The organism is Paenibacillus caui (assembly GCF_019904135.1).
Taxonomy (GTDB): Bacteria; Bacillota; Bacilli; order Paenibacillales; family Paenibacillaceae; genus Fontibacillus; species Fontibacillus caui.
Genome location: NZ_JAIOGQ010000031.1, coordinates 36,059 through 54,130 on the forward strand (window position 1 = coordinate 36,059; position 18,072 = coordinate 54,130).

18 protein-coding genes are annotated in these 18,072 nt (G+C 50.7%); 9 read left to right on the forward strand and 9 right to left on the reverse strand.

The features are described 5' to 3' along the window. Window positions 1–23: 23 nt before the first annotated feature. Entirely contained in the window at window positions 24–869 is an 846-nt protein-coding gene (locus K7397_RS17105; protein WP_223069168.1) for a helix-turn-helix transcriptional regulator, read from the forward strand. On the opposite strand, the gene mraY is transcribed toward K7397_RS17105, so the two are convergent. Further along, window positions 859–1,812, reverse strand: a complete 954-nt coding sequence (mraY, locus tag K7397_RS17110; protein ID WP_223069170.1) for a phospho-N-acetylmuramoyl-pentapeptide-transferase — start codon at window positions 1,810–1,812, stop codon at window positions 859–861. The genes K7397_RS17105 and mraY overlap by 11 nt on opposite strands. Window positions 1,813–2,121: 309 nt before the next feature. Between mraY and K7397_RS17115 the strand changes: the two genes are divergently transcribed. The 3 genes from K7397_RS17115 to hmpA all read left to right on the forward strand — a co-directional run bounded on the left by K7397_RS17115 (window position 2,122) and on the right by hmpA (window position 5,656). Further along, window positions 2,122–3,534: an alanine/glycine:cation symporter family protein gene (locus tag K7397_RS17115; RefSeq protein ID WP_223069172.1), complete on the forward strand. Its 1,413-nt coding sequence runs from the start codon at window positions 2,122–2,124 to the stop codon at window positions 3,532–3,534. A gap of 196 nt (window positions 3,535–3,730) precedes the next feature. After that, window positions 3,731–4,195 carry a methyl-accepting chemotaxis protein gene (locus K7397_RS17120; protein ID WP_223069174.1) on the forward strand — a complete coding sequence of 155 codons (465 nt, stop codon included), beginning with the start codon at window positions 3,731–3,733 and terminating at the stop codon, window positions 4,193–4,195. A gap of 228 nt (window positions 4,196–4,423) precedes the next feature. After that, entirely contained in the window at window positions 4,424–5,656 is a 1,233-nt protein-coding gene (gene hmpA / locus K7397_RS17125) for an NO-inducible flavohemoprotein (protein ID WP_223069198.1), read from the forward strand. Window positions 5,657–5,793: 137 nt separating this feature from the next. Here the strand turns inward: hmpA and K7397_RS17130 are convergent, their stop codons facing one another. From K7397_RS17130 to K7397_RS17155, 6 genes are all read right to left on the reverse strand, one after another. After that, complete coding sequence (locus tag K7397_RS17130; RefSeq protein ID WP_223069176.1) at window positions 5,794–6,633, reverse strand: undecaprenyl-diphosphate phosphatase; 840 nt, start codon at window positions 6,631–6,633, stop codon at window positions 5,794–5,796. 23 nt (window positions 6,634–6,656) lie between these two features. Beyond that, window positions 6,657–7,277, reverse strand: a complete 621-nt coding sequence (locus K7397_RS17135) for a DedA family protein (protein WP_223069178.1) — start codon at window positions 7,275–7,277, stop codon at window positions 6,657–6,659. Between the two features lie 41 nt (window positions 7,278–7,318). Then, entirely contained in the window at window positions 7,319–9,268 is a 1,950-nt protein-coding gene (locus K7397_RS17140; protein ID WP_223069179.1) for an FtsX-like permease family protein, read from the reverse strand. After that, window positions 9,243–10,013: an ABC transporter ATP-binding protein gene (locus K7397_RS17145; protein WP_223069180.1), complete on the reverse strand. Its 771-nt coding sequence runs from the start codon at window positions 10,011–10,013 to the stop codon at window positions 9,243–9,245. Before K7397_RS17145 ends, K7397_RS17140 begins: the two co-directional genes overlap by 26 nt. A 114-nt stretch (window positions 10,014–10,127) precedes the next feature. Next, the gene (locus tag K7397_RS17150) at window positions 10,128–11,099 is read right to left on the reverse strand and encodes a HAMP domain-containing histidine kinase (RefSeq protein WP_223069181.1); all 972 of its coding nucleotides are present in this window, start codon (window positions 11,097–11,099) and stop codon (window positions 10,128–10,130) included. Continuing rightward, window positions 11,096–11,797 (reverse strand): response regulator transcription factor, encoded by a 702-nt coding sequence (locus K7397_RS17155; protein ID WP_223069182.1) that lies wholly within the window; start codon window positions 11,795–11,797, stop codon window positions 11,096–11,098. The genes K7397_RS17150 and K7397_RS17155 overlap by 4 nt, the downstream gene beginning before the upstream one ends. Before the next feature lie 168 nt (window positions 11,798–11,965). Here K7397_RS17155 and K7397_RS17160 point away from each other — a divergent pair, with 168 nt between their 5' ends. The 5 genes from K7397_RS17160 (at window position 11,966) to K7397_RS17180 (ending at window position 16,813) form a co-directional block, all read left to right on the forward strand. Continuing rightward, entirely contained in the window at window positions 11,966–12,244 is a 279-nt protein-coding gene (locus K7397_RS17160) for a hypothetical protein (RefSeq protein WP_223069183.1), read from the forward strand. Window positions 12,245–12,416: 172 nt separating this feature from the next. Continuing rightward, on the forward strand, window positions 12,417–12,977 hold the full coding sequence (locus K7397_RS17165) for an ECF-type riboflavin transporter substrate-binding protein (RefSeq protein ID WP_223069184.1): 561 nt from the start codon (window positions 12,417–12,419) through the stop codon (window positions 12,975–12,977). A gap of 156 nt (window positions 12,978–13,133) precedes the next feature. Next, window positions 13,134–14,840: an ABC transporter ATP-binding protein gene (locus tag K7397_RS17170; RefSeq protein WP_223069185.1), complete on the forward strand. Its 1,707-nt coding sequence runs from the start codon at window positions 13,134–13,136 to the stop codon at window positions 14,838–14,840. Then, window positions 14,837–15,667, forward strand: a complete 831-nt coding sequence (locus tag K7397_RS17175) for an energy-coupling factor transporter transmembrane component T family protein (RefSeq protein WP_223069186.1) — start codon at window positions 14,837–14,839, stop codon at window positions 15,665–15,667. Before K7397_RS17170 ends, K7397_RS17175 begins: the two co-directional genes overlap by 4 nt. A 153-nt stretch (window positions 15,668–15,820) precedes the next feature. After that, on the forward strand, window positions 15,821–16,813 hold the full coding sequence (locus K7397_RS17180) for an aldo/keto reductase (protein WP_223069189.1): 993 nt from the start codon (window positions 15,821–15,823) through the stop codon (window positions 16,811–16,813). A gap of 161 nt (window positions 16,814–16,974) precedes the next feature. Here the strand turns inward: K7397_RS17180 and K7397_RS17185 are convergent, their stop codons facing one another. After that, window positions 16,975–17,250 (reverse strand): hypothetical protein, encoded by a 276-nt coding sequence (locus tag K7397_RS17185; RefSeq protein WP_223069191.1) that lies wholly within the window; start codon window positions 17,248–17,250, stop codon window positions 16,975–16,977. 270 nt (window positions 17,251–17,520) lie between these two features. After that, on the reverse strand, window positions 17,521–17,652 hold the full coding sequence (locus K7397_RS21920; protein ID WP_273545645.1) for a hypothetical protein: 132 nt from the start codon (window positions 17,650–17,652) through the stop codon (window positions 17,521–17,523). Between the last annotated feature and the right edge of the window lie 420 nt (window positions 17,653–18,072).

Below are 18,072 nucleotides of genomic sequence, written 5' to 3' on the forward strand. Positions count from 1 at the left end.
CTTAGAAACCGGGAGGGGATGTCATGAGGGATTCATTCAAACATAGGGAGCTTGCGGATTTTCTGCAGACGAGACGCAAACGGTTGTCTCCGCAGGAGGCGGGGTTGAAAAGCGATTTAACGCGCAGACGTACGCCCGGATTGCGCAGAGAAGAGGTTGCGGCCTTATCCGGCATTTCTTTAACCTGGTATACGAGTCTGGAGCAAGGACGGCCGATTCGGGTTTCCGAGCAGGTATTGGAGAGCCTCTCCCGAACGCTCAAGCTGGACCGTGACGAGAAAAGCTATTTGTTCGCTTTAGCGGGTCTGCGGGTAAACTCGGAATCCAAGGAGCATCATGGAAACGATGACGCCATCTCCCCCTCGCTTAGGCTGATTCTCCAGGAGCTGCACCGGTTTCCCGCCTATATTATGGGGAGCCGATGGGATATTGTGGCCTGGAACGGTATCGCCGGGGAAATTTTCGGATATGACGACGATATGACCGATTTGGAGCGAAATGTAGTTTGGCGCATGTTCATTAAAGAGGAGTACAGGCAGCTGTTTCGGCACTGGGAATACATTGCGAAGGGAATGCTGGCCCAGTTCAGAAACTTTTATGGAAAGTTCGCGGATGACCCCTGGTTCACCGATTTGGTGGAGCTTTTGTCGGAATCCAGCCAGGAATTTCGAACATGGTGGCCGCAGCATGAAGTGCTGAATACTCCGGAAGGCAGCAAAGAGCTGTATCATCCCGAACTGGGCGTGCTGGACATGGACTACAGCAGTTTTATGCTTGCGGAGGATCAGCGGATGATTCTGACGGTGTTTACGCCGAAGCCGCAGTCCGGTACGCTGGAAAAGCTGGAGCAGCTTGACATTATAAAATGAATTTCCAAAGGCTCCAGGAGATAAAGGCTGAAACCCAAGAAATGAAGCCGAAAACCATCACAATTTTGTTCTCGTTCCAGCCGTATTTCAAGCTAAAGTGATAGTGAATAGGAGCCATTCGAAATATTCTCAATTTGGTTTTCTTGTAATACCAAACCTGCAGAATGACCGACAGCTGCTCGGCGAGATAAATCGAGAACAGGAGAGGAATCAGAATTTCGACCTTTTCGATCACCGCGAGAAATGCGAGCGAACCGCCAATGGCCAGCGAACCGGTGTCCCCCATAAAGGCTTTTGCCGGATAGATATTGTAAATAAACAACCCCAGCAAGCAGCCGATCATCACCAGGGAGAACGTCTGCACTTCTATTTTTTCCGAAATGACAAAAAAGAAGAAGAAAGTCGGAATGGCAACATTGATCAGTAGGCCATCCAGCCCGTCCGTAAAGTTGATAGCGTTGGCCGAGCCCACGATAAACAACACCGCCAGGATCAGATAGGCGAATATGGGAAGATGAAGACTAAAGCCTTTATAAATCGTGATATCCGAGCTTAAATGGAATTGATTCACTAGTACATATAACAAGATGAAGGTAAACGCGAATTGAAAAATCAGCTTGGTTTTCCCGGAGATCCCTGACGGATCCTGAAAAGCGGCTTTCTTAAAATCGTCCGCAAATCCGACCAGACTGAATAAAACAAACGTGGCTCCGAGAAACAGGACAAGGGGCTTAGGATGGAAATACATTGATGTAATGACTCCTATCAGGAGGATCATGCCCGCCATCAGCGGAGTGCCGCGTTTGGCCTGGTGGTCCGGTGGCAATTCTACCCGGATAGGCTGAGTCAGCTTCAAGCTGCGCAGGCCCCGAATTAATAGGGGCGTGAGAAGAGCAACCAGCGAAAAAGAAATGGCTAAAGCGCTAAACAACGAATTTTCCATGATCTTAAGTTCTCCTTCACAATCTCACTTCGTTTATTATACTTTAGAAAAGTGGACAAATATTCCATCTGCTATCCCCAAAAATCTAATCTCCCAATATATTACTGCATACCGGGAACTATCAGCAATGAAAAAGAATGAAGTCCCCTCATCGTAACCTTGTTCGCTTGAAGCGGTTTTTTTGCTCGGTTGGAAAACAAATGCACTTGACCGAATAGAGTTCGTCTATTAATATCAAATCATTGTGGCCAAAAGAGAGGTTCGCAATATGATTGATTGCATCCAGATCGACTAGAGAGGTGGATTTTCTTGCAACAAGTACTACTGAATTTGATCGGCTGGACCAACGACTTGCTCTGGTCGAAGCTCTTGATTGTTCTTCTGATAGGTTTTGGTCTTTATTTTACGGTTCGCTCTAAATTTGTGCAGTTCGGCATGCTGAAAGAAATGTTTGTCGTGCTGAAAGAATCGAACAACAAGTCAAAAGGCGGAGTTTCTCCTTTCCAAGCCTTTTGCATCAGTATGGCCGCCCGCGTCGGGACAGGCAATATTACGGGAATCGCGATTGCGATTGGTTTAGGCGGACCCGGGGCTGTATTTTGGATGTGGGTAACGGCGATCATCGGCTCGGCGTCCAGCTTTATTGAGAACACATTGGCGCAAGTGTATAAAGTCAAGGACAAGAATGGTTTTCGCGGCGGTCCTGCGTACTATATGGCTTTAGGGCTGAACAAGCGCTGGATGGGGACTTTGTTCGCCGTCTTGATTACGTTATCCTTCGGCTTCGTCTTTAACGCCGTTCAGTCGAACACGATTACCGTCGCTTTTGAAAATTCCTTCGGCGTCAATCGTCTCGTTCTTGGCTGTATTATGGCCATTGTCTTTGCAGGGATTATCTTCGGCGGTGTCAAACGCGTTGCCAAAATTTCCGAATACATGGTCGTCTTCATGGCATTGCTCTATATTGGGATTGCCTTGTTCATCGTGCTGATCAACATCTCCAAGATGCCGGAGGTGCTGTCGATTATCGTGAACCATGCCTTTGGCTTCGAGCAGTTTGCCGGAGGTTCACTGGGCGCGGTGATTATGCAGGGCGTAAAGCGCGGATTGTTCTCGAATGAAGCGGGCATGGGCAGCGCGCCCAATGCGGCGGCAGCCGCAACGACCAGCCATCCCGTCAAACAAGGGCTGATGCAGGCGTTTGGTGTACTCACCGATACACTCGTCATTTGTTCAAGCACCGCATTTATTATTTTGCTGTCGGGTGCCTACAAGCAGCCTGGCCTGGACGGAATCGTGCTGACCCAGATGGCATTAAGCGAGCATATCGGATCGTGGGCATCCGGTACCTTGGCCGTTATGGTTTTCCTGTTTGCCTTTAGTACGTTAATCGGGAATTATTATTACGGGGAAACGAATATTGAATTTCTAAAATCCAGAAAATCGGTGTTAATCCTCTATCGTTTCTGTGTTCTGGGCATGGTTATTTTCGGAGCGGTAGCCAAGGTTCGGTTGGTATGGGATTTGGCCGATTTGTTTATGGGCCTTATGGTGGTGGTCAACCTGATCGCCATTCTACTCCTGTCCAAAGTCGCCTTTGCGGCTCTGCTGGACTACAAACGGCAGAAACGGGCAGGGAAAGACCCCGTCTTCTCCAGAGATAACTTCCAGGGGATGGGGCAGATTGAATGCTGGGATCAGCAGGCCGCTGATGAAAGGTAAAATATGGTGATATACTCTGGAGCGGGATGCCGAATAAAGGTATCCCGCTATTTTTATGTCCAACAACAGCCGGGTTTCTGTTCGGTTATTACAAAAAACTATTCTCGTAGACAAAGATCGACAACAATTTTAAAATGAGGATAAATCTAAAATCTAAAATTTTCATCATGTTCAGACCATCACGCCTAGACATCAGATGGATGATGCGGCAAACGGCAGCAAATCGGTGGAAGAGTCGTCCCGGGTACTTCTGGAGCTGGCTTCCATTATTCAGGTCGCCCATGCCAAAGCGATTACCCGTGACATCGAACAGGCCGTGACAGCCAACCAGAAAAACCGGTATGAAGTGAGCAAGGGCGCGCTTTCCGCGAGGGAAGCCGGCAACGCCTTGCAGGATATTTTATATGCTGTAGCAGGAACTGTAGAGGATACTACTCATATCACAGACCTGACCAAGAAGGAAGTCGAGAGCTCCGGAAAAATGATCATATTGAACGAAAAGGTGACGGTCATGATGGAGAGCACCCTGAGCAGATCGAAACAAGTTCTCGCCAGCGCCGAAACGATTTCGGAGGAAATGGAACATATCGCGTCTGCCTCCGAGCAGCTAACGGCCATGGCCGAGGAGCTCAAAGCGACGTTAGGCAAAATAAAAGTATGACAGGCAAGCCGCCCGGATTGCCGCGAATGGCGATGGTAATGTGCAGCCCGTAAAGGTATAGAGCTTTGCGGGCTTTTTCGCAAATTCGTCAATTATTCACAACTACCGCAATTCTTGGTGATCTTTTTCACAGATCATTGCGATTTGGTGTGATTGCAGTCACGCCAAGGACGGTGCCCACCTTTTATACTGGGTTCATTCCAAATCAATGATAGTGAGGAGAACATGATGCTAAGCGAACAAACCATCCAGATCATTAAATCGACGGTCCCTGTGCTCGAAAAGCACGGAACAGATATTACAAAACGGTTCTATCAACAGATGTTTGCGGCTCATCCCGAGCTGCTGAATATATTTAATCATGCGAATCAGAAGCAGGGCAGACAGCAGGCTGCTCTGGCTAACGCGGTATATGCAGCGGCCCAAAATATAGATAAGCTTGAAACGATTTTGCCCGCGGTGAAGCATATCGCGCATAAGCACCGCAGCCTTGGCATTAAGCCGGAGCAGTACCCGATCGTTGGCCACTATTTGCTTGGAGCCATTAAGGATGTGCTTGGCGATGCGGCCACAGATGACATCCTGAATGCCTGGGCGGAGGCCTATGGCGTCATCGCCGATGTCTTTATTGGCATAGAGGCCGAAATGTACCGGGAAGCCGAGCAGCAAACCGGCGGTTGGGAAGGATTCCGCGCTTTCCGGGTCGAGAGAAAAGATAAAGAGAGCGATGTCATCACCTCTTTTTACCTGAAGCCGCAGGACGGAAAGCCTATCGCCTCATTTAAGCCAGGACAGTATCTCAGCGTCAAAATTCAGGCGCCGGGCGAACCCTTCACGCAAATCCGCCAGTACAGCTTGTCCGATGCCCCGGGTAAAGACTACTACAGAATTTCCGTCAAACGGGAGGACGCCGCCCCGGATAAGCCAGCGGGAAAAGTTTCGGTGTATTTGCACGAGCAGGTGAATGAGGGAGATATCCTTTGGCTTTCGGCGCCTGCCGGGGAATTTACCCTGGACTTGCAGGACGCGCGGCCGGTGGTTCTGATCAGCGGAGGGGTTGGATTAACGCCGATGGTCAGCATGCTGAATACCTTGGCAGATCGTCATCCGGAACGTTCCGTCACCTTCATTCACGCCGCGCAAAACGGCGATGTACACGCTCTTAAAAATCTGGTGCTTGGGACTGCGGGACGTTCTCCGCAGGTTAACGCTTATTGGTGCTATTCGGATCCGACGGACCGTGACAAGGAGCTGGCCAGCTATCACAAAGAAGGGCATATCGACCTGCCTTGGCTGCAAAGCATCATTCCTTCGAAAGACGCGAGCTTTTATTTCTGCGGCCCTGTGCCGTTTATGAGAACGGTTTACAGTCTCCTGAAGGAATGGGGAGTTGCAGAGGACGACATTCATTTCGAATTTTTCGGGCCATCCGGCAGTTTGGAAGCTGCCGAGGTGAGCTGATCCGGAGGCTCCAATTGCAAGAGACAGGTCCTTTCAATCGAACAGACATCATACGTAGAAAAAGCGAAGGCTGGAATATTCCGGCATTTCGCTTTTTCTATAGTATGATACATGTCTCCCCAAATGTTTAGTAAATTTTATAGCATGAAATAAATGATTCCGGCCAGCACGATCCGGTAGACCGCAAAGGGAACAAGCTTGATCCGGTTAATGAGCTGCAGGAAGAAACGGATGGAGATTAGCGCTACGATAAAGGAACTGATGAAGCCGGCGATGAAAAATGGAAGCATACCTGCTGTAAAGTACTGCCAGTTTTTAAGCAGCGATATGCCGCTTGCGCCGAGCATCATCGGAACGGCCATAATAAATGTAAAATCAGCTGCCGCCCGGTGGCTCATCCCAAGCAACACCCCTCCGGAAATGGTTGAACCCGACCGGGAGAATCCGGGCCAGAGGGAGAAGCACTGGAACAATCCAACGGACAGAGCCTGTCCGTAAGTGATCTGGTCCACGGTTTGGACCTTCGGATGCTTGGGGCCCCACAGGTCGGCAGCAATCATAAAGAGGGCGCCGATCACGAGTCCAACGAGCACGGTTCTGCTTGAAAACAAATGCTCGTCGATATAATCTTCAAACAGCAGTCCCAGCACGCCTGCAGGAATCAGCCCGACGATCACCTGCGTCAGCTTCAGCCGCCCCTGGTTCGGCCCGCTTCCCGCCTTCTGCCCCTTGGTCCTGTTCCCAAGACCGAGCAGCTCCACAAACCGGTTTCTGAAATAGAACAAAACGGCCAGGATCGAGCCGAGCTGAATAACGACCTTAAACGTGTTCGCAGCCGGCTTCGTTAAAAATTGCTGCGTCTTCAGCCACATATCATCGACGATAATCATATGTCCGGTTGACGATACCGGCGCAAATTCCGTTAAGCCTTCGACGATCCCGAGGACAACCGCTTTAATAATCTCAATAATATTCAATTGTAGTCACAGGCTCCTTTCAATTACTGCTGGGCTTTCATGTTTTTTGCCCGCCGAAGATACAGATACACGACAATAAGCACAGCCAGCCCGATGAGAGCGTAGGCCATATAGGAGTATACGTCCATGTAGTGCAGAATGCTTTCCCACGATTCTCCCAAAGCCGATCCCAAATAAACGAGCACCGTATTCCAGATCAGGGTACCGGCCGTTGTAAACAGGAGAAATAAACTGAACTTCATGCGGGCCATCCCGGCCGGGATCGAAATCAGGGATCTGACGAGCGGAATCATCCGGCAGAACAACACGGTACGGTAGCCGTAGCGGCCAAACCACGCTTCCGCTTTGCCGATGTCTGATGATTTAACTCTCAGGATGCGCCCCCATCTGGCTACGATCTTCTCCAAACGGTCCACATCCAGCAGCAATCCTACGCCGTAAAGAATAACAGCGCCGAGCACGGATCCAACCGTAGACGCCAGAATGACGCCCGGGATGGTCAGATCCGATCTCGTCGTCATAAACCCCCCAAAGGTTAAAATCAGCTCCGATGGAATTGGAGGGAACAGGTTTTCAAGCGCAATCATTAAGGCAATCCCTAAATATCCGAACTCTTCCACGAATCCGGTTATCCAGTTGTCCATAAAGCACCTCCAGTACATGTGACCTGACGGGTGATACCCGGTTAAACAAGCGTCTTTCTCACATTCCTCAAGTAGTTATAGCGAATAAAGAAGAAATACGTCACCTGCGCGATGAAAAAACAGAGCAGCACAACCACCATCTCGGATGCGATGGATAGATAGTAGAAGCTTTGGAGCGCCATAAAGGCAAAGATGCTGTGCAGGGACGCCAGCAGAATCGGTACGAAGAAGAGCATGGCGAGCTGTCCGGTTACAATCCGGTTTAACTCCCGGTCCGTTAAGCCGAGCTTGGCCATGGTGCCATACTGCCGCCGGTCGTAGTCCAAATCGGCATAGAGCCGGAAATAGAGGAAGCTGCCTGCCGCGATGAAAAATACCGTCCCTACGAGCAGCGCAGCGAACAGCATGGCCCGGTACGTCATCATCTGCATGACGTACAGTGTGCCGCTTACGGTCAGGGCATAAGGCTGATCCGCGTTATATTTGACCTCGCCATCTTCTGCGAGCCGCTTCGCAATGCCAAGCGTCCGCTTGAAATCCTTCACGTAAAATCCGGTATAAAGATCCACCGATGCCGGGGCGGTAATCCTCCTGAACAATTCGTCGCTGATGACGAGACCGCTGAAGATACCGTCCAGCTTCCATTCCATCGTATTCAGGATGTGTTCCGGGATGGGGACCTGCTCCGTATAGCCGATTTCCCGAATTTGCAGGCCGCTTCCTTCCAGAGTATAAACTTCCTTTTTCCTTACACGGGTATAAGTCTTGTCTCTCTGGGAACTGATCATGACCAGGGCGTCGCCATCCGTTAACGGCTTCTCCTGAACAGATCTTCCCGCAAGCTCGGCCGCCTGCCTGTAGCTGGAGAAGGAAATGACCGGCAGCAGCTCATGTGCGCCCTCAGGCGCTGACAAGGAGACACGGACATTTTTAACGGGAATATGATGGATAGAAGGAACAAGTCCTTTTTCCCTCATTTCGGTTTCGATCTCCTGCAAATGCTGCTGCTGCAAAGGGCTGCCGTCCTTGGCCAAATAGCCTACTGCGGCCGGATAGTCCTCCTGAAGCTGGTCGGACAACGTATTAATGGAGGCAAACACGCCGACCGAGCAGAACGAAACGGTGGAGATGATGGTCACCATAAACAGCATGCGCCCGTTATCCTTAAGCCGGTAAGCCAGATTGGACACCGTTACGATATTTGTCTTCTTCCAGAAGAACAGCCGCCTTTTCTGGAGCAGCCCTACAATCCAAACTCCAAGCTGGCTGTAGAAAAAGTAAGTTCCAAGAATGGTCATGAGGATGACCGGCAGCATGCGGACGTATAAGGTGTCCACTGCTGCTGTGGCTGCCAGCGCATAAGCGATGATGAGCAGCACGGCAGCCAGAGCCGAGTGAACCACGGAAGCTTTGGGAGGCGACTTCGGCTTTTGGCCGGATTTGAACAGTTCAATGACCGAATGCTGCTTGATCCGTACGGATGTGCAGACCGAAATGATCAGGAACAACAGGACAAATGCGCCTGCGGTAAGCGCCAGCGCCTGCCATGGTAAATAAAAGGGGATGGGGTCCATGCCGAAAGAACGGGCTCCGATCATCAGGAAGAGCTGTCCGGTAATCAGACCGGCGAATATGCCGGTCAGGATGGACCCGATGCCGATCAGCATGTTTTCCAGGAGAATCATCAGGTTCAGCTGGCCCCTCGTTATTCCATGCATCAGCAGGATGCCGATCTCGCGCTTACGCGAGGATAGGAAGGAGCTCAGCGAATACAGAACAAAGAAGAAGGAGAAGAGATACATGATGCATACCGCAGTGACCATCGTTTGAATGACGATCTTGAAGACCATCGATTCGCGGATATAAGGATTAAAGATATAGAGCGCACAGATGAAGAAAATCATCACGGAAAAAGCGCTGCTGAGAAAATAAGCCGCATAGGTCCGCTTGTTGCGGGCGACGTTCCTATAGACGAACTGTAGAAAGGACACGGCTATCTCCTCCCAGCAATGACAGCATGTTTATAATTTTTTGGAAAAAGGCCTGGCGGTTGCTTCCCTGATAGATTTCGTTATAGAATTTGCCGTCTTTGATGAAAATAACCCGATGGCAGAAGCTCGCGGCAACGGCATCATGGGAGACCATCAGGATCGTGGCCTCCTCCTGCCGGTTGATGGCTTCCAGCGTCTCCATCACATCCCTGGACGCTTTCGAATCCAGGTTGCCTGTCGGCTCATCCGCCAGAATCAGTGACGGGCGGTGAATAATGGCCCGGGCGATCGCCGTCCGCTGCATCTGACCACCGGAAATTTCATAGGTCCTTTTGTCCAAAATGTCGCTGATTCCGAGTTTTGCAGCCACCTCGTGCTGCCTGCGTTCCATTTCCTTAACCGGTACACCGTCCAGGGACAGGGACAACACAATGTTCTCCCCTACGGTCAGGGTATCGAGCAGATGAAAGTGCTGGAACACGAAACCCAGCTCGCGTCTGCGGAACAATGCCGTCTCCTGTCTGCCTAACTGATGTGGATTGATCCCGCCAATCCGGATTTCACCGGCCGTAGGTTCATCGATGCCGGCAATCACTTGAAGCAGGGTCGTCTTCCCGCTCCCTGAAGGACCCATGATGCCTGTGAATTCGCCTGCCCGAACCGTAAATTGAATATGATTCAATGCCCGGTGCGGCACTCGGCCCTCATACACTTTGGATAAATGTTCAACCTCCAGAATATTCAAGTTCCCAATCTCCTCGTCCTTGTAGTCACTCTATCCCGACTTCTTCTTCATTATAGTGAACGGCTGAAACGGACTGCCATCGCCCAATCTTACACTAGCTTACACATTTGTAAGCTAGAACAGGATCCGTACCGTTGTTCCCCGTCCTTCTTCCGACTCCAGCTCCACCCGGTGGCCCATCTTGTCGCAGATCTGTTTCACCAAATACAGCCCCATACCCGTCGATTCCTGAAACAAGCGCCCGTTCTCGCCGGTAAAGTACGGATCAAAGACCCGGGGCAGGTCACTCTTGGGAATGCCAATCCCTTCGTCCCGTATTTCCAGAACCGTATGAGGGCCGCTCCTGAATCCATGAAAAATAATCTGATGATGTTTTCCCCTTGTATAACGAACTGCATTCGTGACCAGCTGCGTAAGGACAAATGACAACCATTTTTCATCCGAGGCTATCCTTAAAGCATCTTCCATTTGAACAAGCGGAAAAATATGGCTGCGGATAAACAGCCGTTTCTGGGAGGAGGTCACGGAGCGGACGACGCGTTCCAGTTCAAGCTCCTCCACATAGAAATCTTTCTCGAAGGTGTCGAGCCGTGCGGTATACAGCACCATGTCCAGGCCTTTTCTGAGCCGGTCCACCTCATCGCCAATCGCTGTGAATTCCGGTTCATCCTTATGCTGAATCATTAAATGAATGACGGATAGGGGCGTCTTCATTTGGTGTACCCACTGGTTGATGAACTGAATATGGGAATCCAGCTTGTGCTTGTACTGCTGCAATTCCGTCTGATAACGGCGAAACTGTTCCTTGATCAGCCGGTGCAAGTTTTGAGATAAGGGGGTTTGCTGCTTATCGTTCAGCAGTTCTTCCGTGGAGGCGGACGGGGTGGACAGCCGCATGTAGAAGATCCGGTTTCGCAAATAGCGGAGAATCAGATATCCGACCAGCAGGCATCCGCTTAACAGGGCTGCATACAGGCTAATCGCCGTATGGCGGTAGCCGTCTAGCCGGTAAACCAGGGTTACGAGGAACAATTGAAGCACATAGACGGCAACAAGCGGAGCCTGATCTCTTAAAAATAATTTCATTCTTCATCCTCCCAATTGGGAATTAGCCGGTATCCCTGCCCGCGAACCGTCTGGATGGCTTCGCGGATGCCAAGCGACATTAATTTTTTGCGGACACGGGTTACGTAGACATTCAAGGTGTTGTCATCGACAAAGGCCTGATCGTCCCAAATTTTATCGAGCAGCCGGTCCCGGCTGACGATTTGCTCCGGTCTTGCCATCAGCTCATCCAAAATTTTGGCTTCCGTATGGCTGAGCTCCACTTTATGTTCCTTTAAAGTAAGGTAAAGACGGTCTAACTCCAGGGTCAACCCCGCGACCGTGACGATCCGCTGCTGCTGGGTGGCCGCATAGGAGCCGTAAGCGCGCCGAAGCTGGCTGTTGATTTTGGCAACCGCTATTTCATAGTCAAACGGCTTGGTCAAATAATCATCGGCACCGTTTTCGAGAGCCATCACCTGATCCATTTTGCTGTCCCGGGCTGAGATGAACAGAACCGGACATGTTGACAGGCTGCGAATTTGCCGGCACCAGTAAAACCCGTCATATTTCGGCAAATTAATGTCGAGCAGCACCAGATGGGGATCATACGATTCGAACTCGCTCCGAACGGATTCAAAATCGTCGACATCCCGCGCAGCATAGCCGAATTTATGCAAATGCTCTTTAAGCAGGCTGACCAGTCTCTTGTCATCTTCGACGATGAATATTTTAAACATCCGGTAAATCTCCTTTGGCAGGGAAAATATAGTTCACTGGTATTGTACCAAACCGGGACGAATGATCTCCATATTCATGATAGAATGAGTCCGCTTTAGCGTATAACATTTCCTCGCTCGAACCATGCTAAGGATGACAGGAGCATTCAGAAGGGAGAGTATCTACTTATGAAACGTTACGATACCAGTCTGCAAGCAGACAGCACTGTAGCTCAGGCGCAGAATTCAGTGAACAAGCTGCATCACTCCGTATCTCAGGCGATGAGCCATCCGACCCGGCAGATGGTTGAGCAGGCCGGCAGTACGCTGGCGCGTACGGAACAGGCAGTCCGGCAGGCCAAGCAGTTGCTTGGCGGCCCGGGCGCGGAGCTCGCAGAGGACATGCTGGCCGAGGAGAAGAGCAGACTTGCCAAGCTGAAATCGCATGAGAGACATTCAGGCCGCTAGATGATGTTCCTGCCCGCAGTCCCGCGAAGCTTTAAGCTTTGCGGGCTGTTTTTTTTTGAAAACTATAGAAAATCGCTGCAGTCGATTGTATAATCTATCCAATAGGAATACCAGTACATACCAATACATACATAAAGTCCAAATCTTAAAATTGAAAGAGAGGTTGATTCTTATGGCAAAATCAAAAGGTCTTTCCGTAAAGACAATAGTCGCGATCGGCATTGGTTCGGCTTTGTTTGCGATTCTTGGAAGGTTCGGTTCCATTCCGTCCGGTATTCCGAATACGAACATTGAAACGACTTACGCCCTGTTGGCCTTGTTCGCGCTGCTCTATGGGCCTTACGCGGGGCTTCTGATCGGCCTGATCGGGCATACGCTGAAGGATGCTATCTTTTACGGACAGCCTTGGTTCAGTTGGGTCATCGCCTCGGGAATCGTCGGCTTGGTCCTCGGGATTATCGCCGGAAAAATCCGTATTCACGACGGTGAGTTCGGCAGCCGGGGGATCATCCGTTTCAATGTCGCGCAGGTTGTCGCCAACGCCCTGGCCTGGTTTGTCGTCGCCCCGGTACTGGATATTCTGATTTATGCCGAACCGGCAAACAAAGTATTTACCCAGGGACTTGTAGCGGGGATCGCGAACATCGTGACGGTGGCAGTTATCGGAACGCTGCTGGCGGCCGCCTATTCGAAAACAAGAACGAAGCAAGGAAGCTTGACCCGTGAAGCTTAAATATGCAAAATATGCAAGTTCAGCAGGATGGCCGGTGAGAGTTCGCCGGCCTTTTGAAACGGCAGGAAAGATGAGTTCCCGCAAGCAATGAGCTCACGCCCGAAGAAGGACGATTTTGCCAAAGTTCAAACCAATCAATCAAGAGGAAGTACAGATATGAGAAGACCGGTTATCGAGTTCCGTGATTTCAGCTTTCGATACAAGGCTCAGTCGGAGCCTACGCTGCATCATATAACATTTAGCGTCTACGAAGGAGAGAAGGTGCTTATTGTCGGACCGTCGGGTTCTGGGAAAAGCACGCTGGCCCATTGTATAAACGGGCTGATTCCTTTCTTTCACGAGGGGGAAATGACCGGATCGGTGATGGTCGGGGGCCGCGAGCTTCTGGATCTCAGCATGGCGGAGCTGTCCGATCTGGTGGGAACCGTTCTGCAAGATCCGGACGGGCAGTTCGTAGGGTTGACCGTAGGCGAGGATATCGCCTTCAAACTGGAGAACGACATGGTTCCCCGGGCCGAAATGGTGAGCCGGGTAGAGATCGCGGCTGCGGCAACGGGGATCTCCGAATTGCTGGAGGCTTCGCCGCACGAGCTGTCAGGCGGGCAAAAGCAAAAAACGACGTTGGCAGGCGTACTGGTGGGCGATGCCGGCATTCTGCTGTTTGATGAGCCGCTCGCGAACCTTGATCCGGAGTCCGGCCGGACAACCGTTGAACTGATAGACCGCATTCACCGGGAAACGGCCAAGACTGTGATCATCATCGAGCATCGGCTGGAGGAGATGCTGCACCGGGACGTGGACCGCATCCTTGTGGTCCGTGACGGCCGGATAGCCGCCGATTTGCCGGCTCCCGAGCTGCTGTGCTCCGGACTGCTTGCCGAGACGGGACTTCGCGAGCCGCTGTATTTGACGGCGCTCAAATACGCCGGCTGCGAGATTGCGCCGGATATGAACCCGCAGCAGATCGGCCAGCTGCGACTGGATGCCTGTGCGGAGAAGCTGGCGGCATGGTATCGGGCCAACCCGGCGCCATCCGAATCGGGCCTTGCGCCCCCGCTGCTGGAGCTTCGGGATGTTTCATTCAGCTATGTGACAGACCGCCCGGCGCTGAGCGGCATTTCACTGATCATCGGGCAAGGGGAGATGGTCTGTATCGCAGGCCGAAACGGGGCCGGGAAATCGACCGTCTCCAAGCTCATTTGCGGATTCTACAGGCCTTCTGCTGGAACACTTCTGATGAACGGCCGGGATATTCGCGCGGATACGATCAAGGAACGGGCCCAGCGAATCGGCTATGTCATGCAGAACCCGAATCATATGATTTCAAAGGCTCTCTTGTATGACGAAGTCGCCTTGGGGCTTAGGGCGAGGGGCTTACCTGAGGCTGAAATCAGGGAACGCGTTCATGAAGCGCTTAAGGTATGCGGGCTTTATTCTTTCCGCAGCTGGCCTATATCGGCCCTGAGCTACGGTCAGAAGAAGCGTGTTACGATCGCGTCGATTCTGGTGCTTCGGCCGGAGCTGATGATCCTGGACGAGCCGACGGCCGGCCAGGATTTCAGGCATTACAATGAAATGATGGAGTTTCTGAACGAATTGAACCGTCAGGGCATGACGATCGTCATCATTACCCACGATATGTATTTGATGATGGAGTATGCGCAGCGCACGATCGTTTTTGCGGACGGATTGAAAATTTCCGATGACACTCCGTCGAGGGTACTCAGTAATCTTGACCTTTTAAAAGCCGCCAATTTAAAGAAAACTTCGCTTCATGAATTGGCCGATAAAGCGGGATTTCAGGAGCCGGACGAATTTATAAGCCGGTTCATCGCGTATGACAGGAGGGTCCGGAATCGATGAGTACCAAGATGCTGACCTATACGAACCTTGACTCGCCGATTCACCGTCTGAACGGAGTGACGAAGCTGATCTTTTTCGTTGTCTGGTCCGTAACGGCTATGATTACCTACGACACACGCTGTCTGCTCGGTATGCTGATCCTTGGGCTGCTTGCTCTAAAAATCTCAAGAGTAGCGTTTCGGCAATACGCTTTTGTGCTCGGCTTTATCGCCGTTTTCTTCCTCCTGAACGAAATCGCCGTCTTCCTGTTTTCGCCTATGCAGGGAACCGAGCTGTACGGTACAAGGCACGACTTGGTCCATCTTGCCGGAAGATATACCTTAACGTGGGAGCAGCTATTTTACCAGTTCAATATCGCTTTGAAGTATGCCGTTGTCATCCCGATGGCGCTGCTGTTTCTTCTGACCACCGATCCCAGCGAATTTGCCGCTTCTTTAAACCGCGTCGGCGCCAGCTACAAGCTGGCGTATTCGGTATCGATTGCCCTCCGCTATCTCCCCGACATCCAGCAGGATTATCACAATATTTCGTTCTCCGCGCAGGCCCGCGGGATCGATATGTCCCGCAAAGAGAAGCTTTCAAGACGGCTGAAGAACGCGGTTTCGATTCTGATCCCCCTGATCTTGACCAGTGTAGACCGGATCGACAGGATAAGCGCCGCCATGGAGCTGCGCGGCTTTGGCCGCAAAGGGAAGCGAACTTGGTATAAAACCCGTCCTTTCACCGGCATGGATTACACCGCCTTGGCCATCCTTTCGGCGATTGTCGTGGCGTCGTTCAGCCTTACCTTTTCCGACGGGTCGCGTTTTTATAATATTTTTCAATAGTGGGAGAAAGCTCCGCCCCTCGCGGATACATCCCCGCCGTTTCATTTCCTATAAAATAAATAGCTACTTTTAATCTCATATTAACATTACTACAATAGACTATGAAGGATCGGAACATACTCTTACTTCAATACGATCTCAAGGAGGTAAATCATGGAACACACGACGATTAAAAATTCCAAGATCGAGCCCGCCTCCAAGGTAGCGCTTGGAACCTGGGCCATTGGTGGCTGGATGTGGGGTGGAACCGATGAAGCAGAGGCGATTAGAACGATCCATGAAGCTTTGGATTTAGGGATAAACGTAGTAGATACGGCGCCTGTTTACGGCTTTGGACGGTCTGAGGAAATTGTAGGCAAAGCTATTGCCGAAAAAGGGACTCGGGACCAAGTCATTATTGCAACCAAGGTTGCTTTGAACTGGAAGGATGGTCAACCTTTTCGGGATGCTTCCAAAGAGCGGATTGAACAAGAAATCAATGACTCTCTTGCAAGGCTGAAGACCGATTATATCGATATTTACCAGATCCATTGGCCGGATCCTAAAGTCCCGATGGAAGAAACGGCAGAAGCCATGAGAAAATTGCACGAGTCCGGAAAAATTCGGGCCATAGGCGTCAGCAATTTCTCGCCGAGCCAAATGCAGGAATTTCAAAAGGTGGCTCCGCTGCATACGGTACAGCCCCCCTATAACTTATTTGAGCGGGAGATTGAGCAAGACGTGCTGCCGTATGCGCGGGAACAGGAGTTGACTTCCTTATTTTACGGAAGCTTGTGCCGGGGCATGTTAAGCGGGAGAATGACTATGGACACTCAGTTTGGCGGGGATGATCTGCGGAACGCCGATCCCAAATTCCAGCCGGACCGCCGCTCCCAGTATCTTTCAGCCGTTGACGAACTAAATGCCTGGGTACAGCAAGCCTACGGCAAAAGCGTTATTCATTTAGCCGTGCGCTGGATTCTGGATCAGCCAGGTTCCAATATTGCGCTGTGGGGAGCCCGCAAACCAAGTCAATTGGACCCGGTCAAAGATGTGGAAGGATGGCATTTGACCCAAGAGGATTTCAAGGTCATAGACGAGATTGTAAACAAACATGTGAAAAATCCGGTCGGCCCGGAATTTATGGCTCCGCCGGCAAAACCTTAGGCAGGCTTCAGCAACCGGACCGGCAAGCCTTCGATGACAATACCCTTCTGCCAAGGCGGCAGAAGGGTATTTCTGTGCCATAATTAAGTTTACGGGGTCTGAAGCAAAGCGCCCGAATCCGTCTCGAAGTGAACGCCTCACTTAGTGAGGGTATTTTATAATTAGCGATTCAAAATGGAATCGATCACATCAGCCAAATTCGCATTGCTTAGCTCGTTGATTAGCTCATCAATCCTCGTTCTTCTGCGCAGCGAGCCTACAAGGAGTATTTCCAACCGCTGATCTCTCCCAATCAGGACGGAGTCTACGGATAGCGTATTTGTCAATATTCCAGCAATTACGGCAATTTGCTGAGGGGTAAGCTTGGACAAAAGAGAAGGATCATTTTTGTTTGACCCCCTCGTACCCTTACGTTTTTTTTGCTTTCCGTTTGTCATACGCCCCCTCCTGCAGAAAGCTAGTTGTAGGGTTTGCTTTTAAGGTCGAATAATGGTGGTGGTCGTACTCGGTCCAGCCCCCCTCCCAAACCCGAAAATAAAGGATAAGCTGATGATAATAAAAACGATCAGGGCAATGCTTCGGTTCGTATCTTTCACAAGGTTCTCCTCCTTGTTATTGTCCATACAAGTTCAATTCTTCTAATTCATCGGTGAAGCGAATGAAGGGAAACGGAATCAACACTACGTCTGGCCGCCAGGAGCTTTCTGTCAATCGTCGTCTTCATCATAGCCAGAGTCATCGTCTGTTTGACAGGGTGCGACAAAGATGAGATAAAACAGGATGGTTGTAATGACGATGGTAAAGAGATCCTTTGCATTCTTTTCCGCAAGCGTACCCAAGTCGTTATCCCCCTTTTTACTTATAAGTATGTATGACGTTCGATAATTGACCCTGTAAAAAGGCTGTTTTTTTAAAAACGAAGGAGGAGAAGGAATGCTATCGGAGATTATCCGGGAATTGAACCGTTTCGGGGGCTGGGACAGCTAACCGCGGAACAATTGGCTGCTTTATCCGGTACGTGGCACATGATCGGACAGAGGGAGCTGGAGCTGGGGAGCAAAGTGTGGGAAGCTTATATTTCACCGGAAGTAGAAAGGCACGCCAGCATCCTTCTAGAGGATACGTCTGCCTTTGGATCGGCTACACTTAGCTGGACAGAAAAAATTAGGGCTATTAGAAAAACACAACAAAACAAAAGGAGCAAAACGACAATGGCCCAAGCAAGGCGCACATTTTCAGCAGAATTCAAAAGACAGATG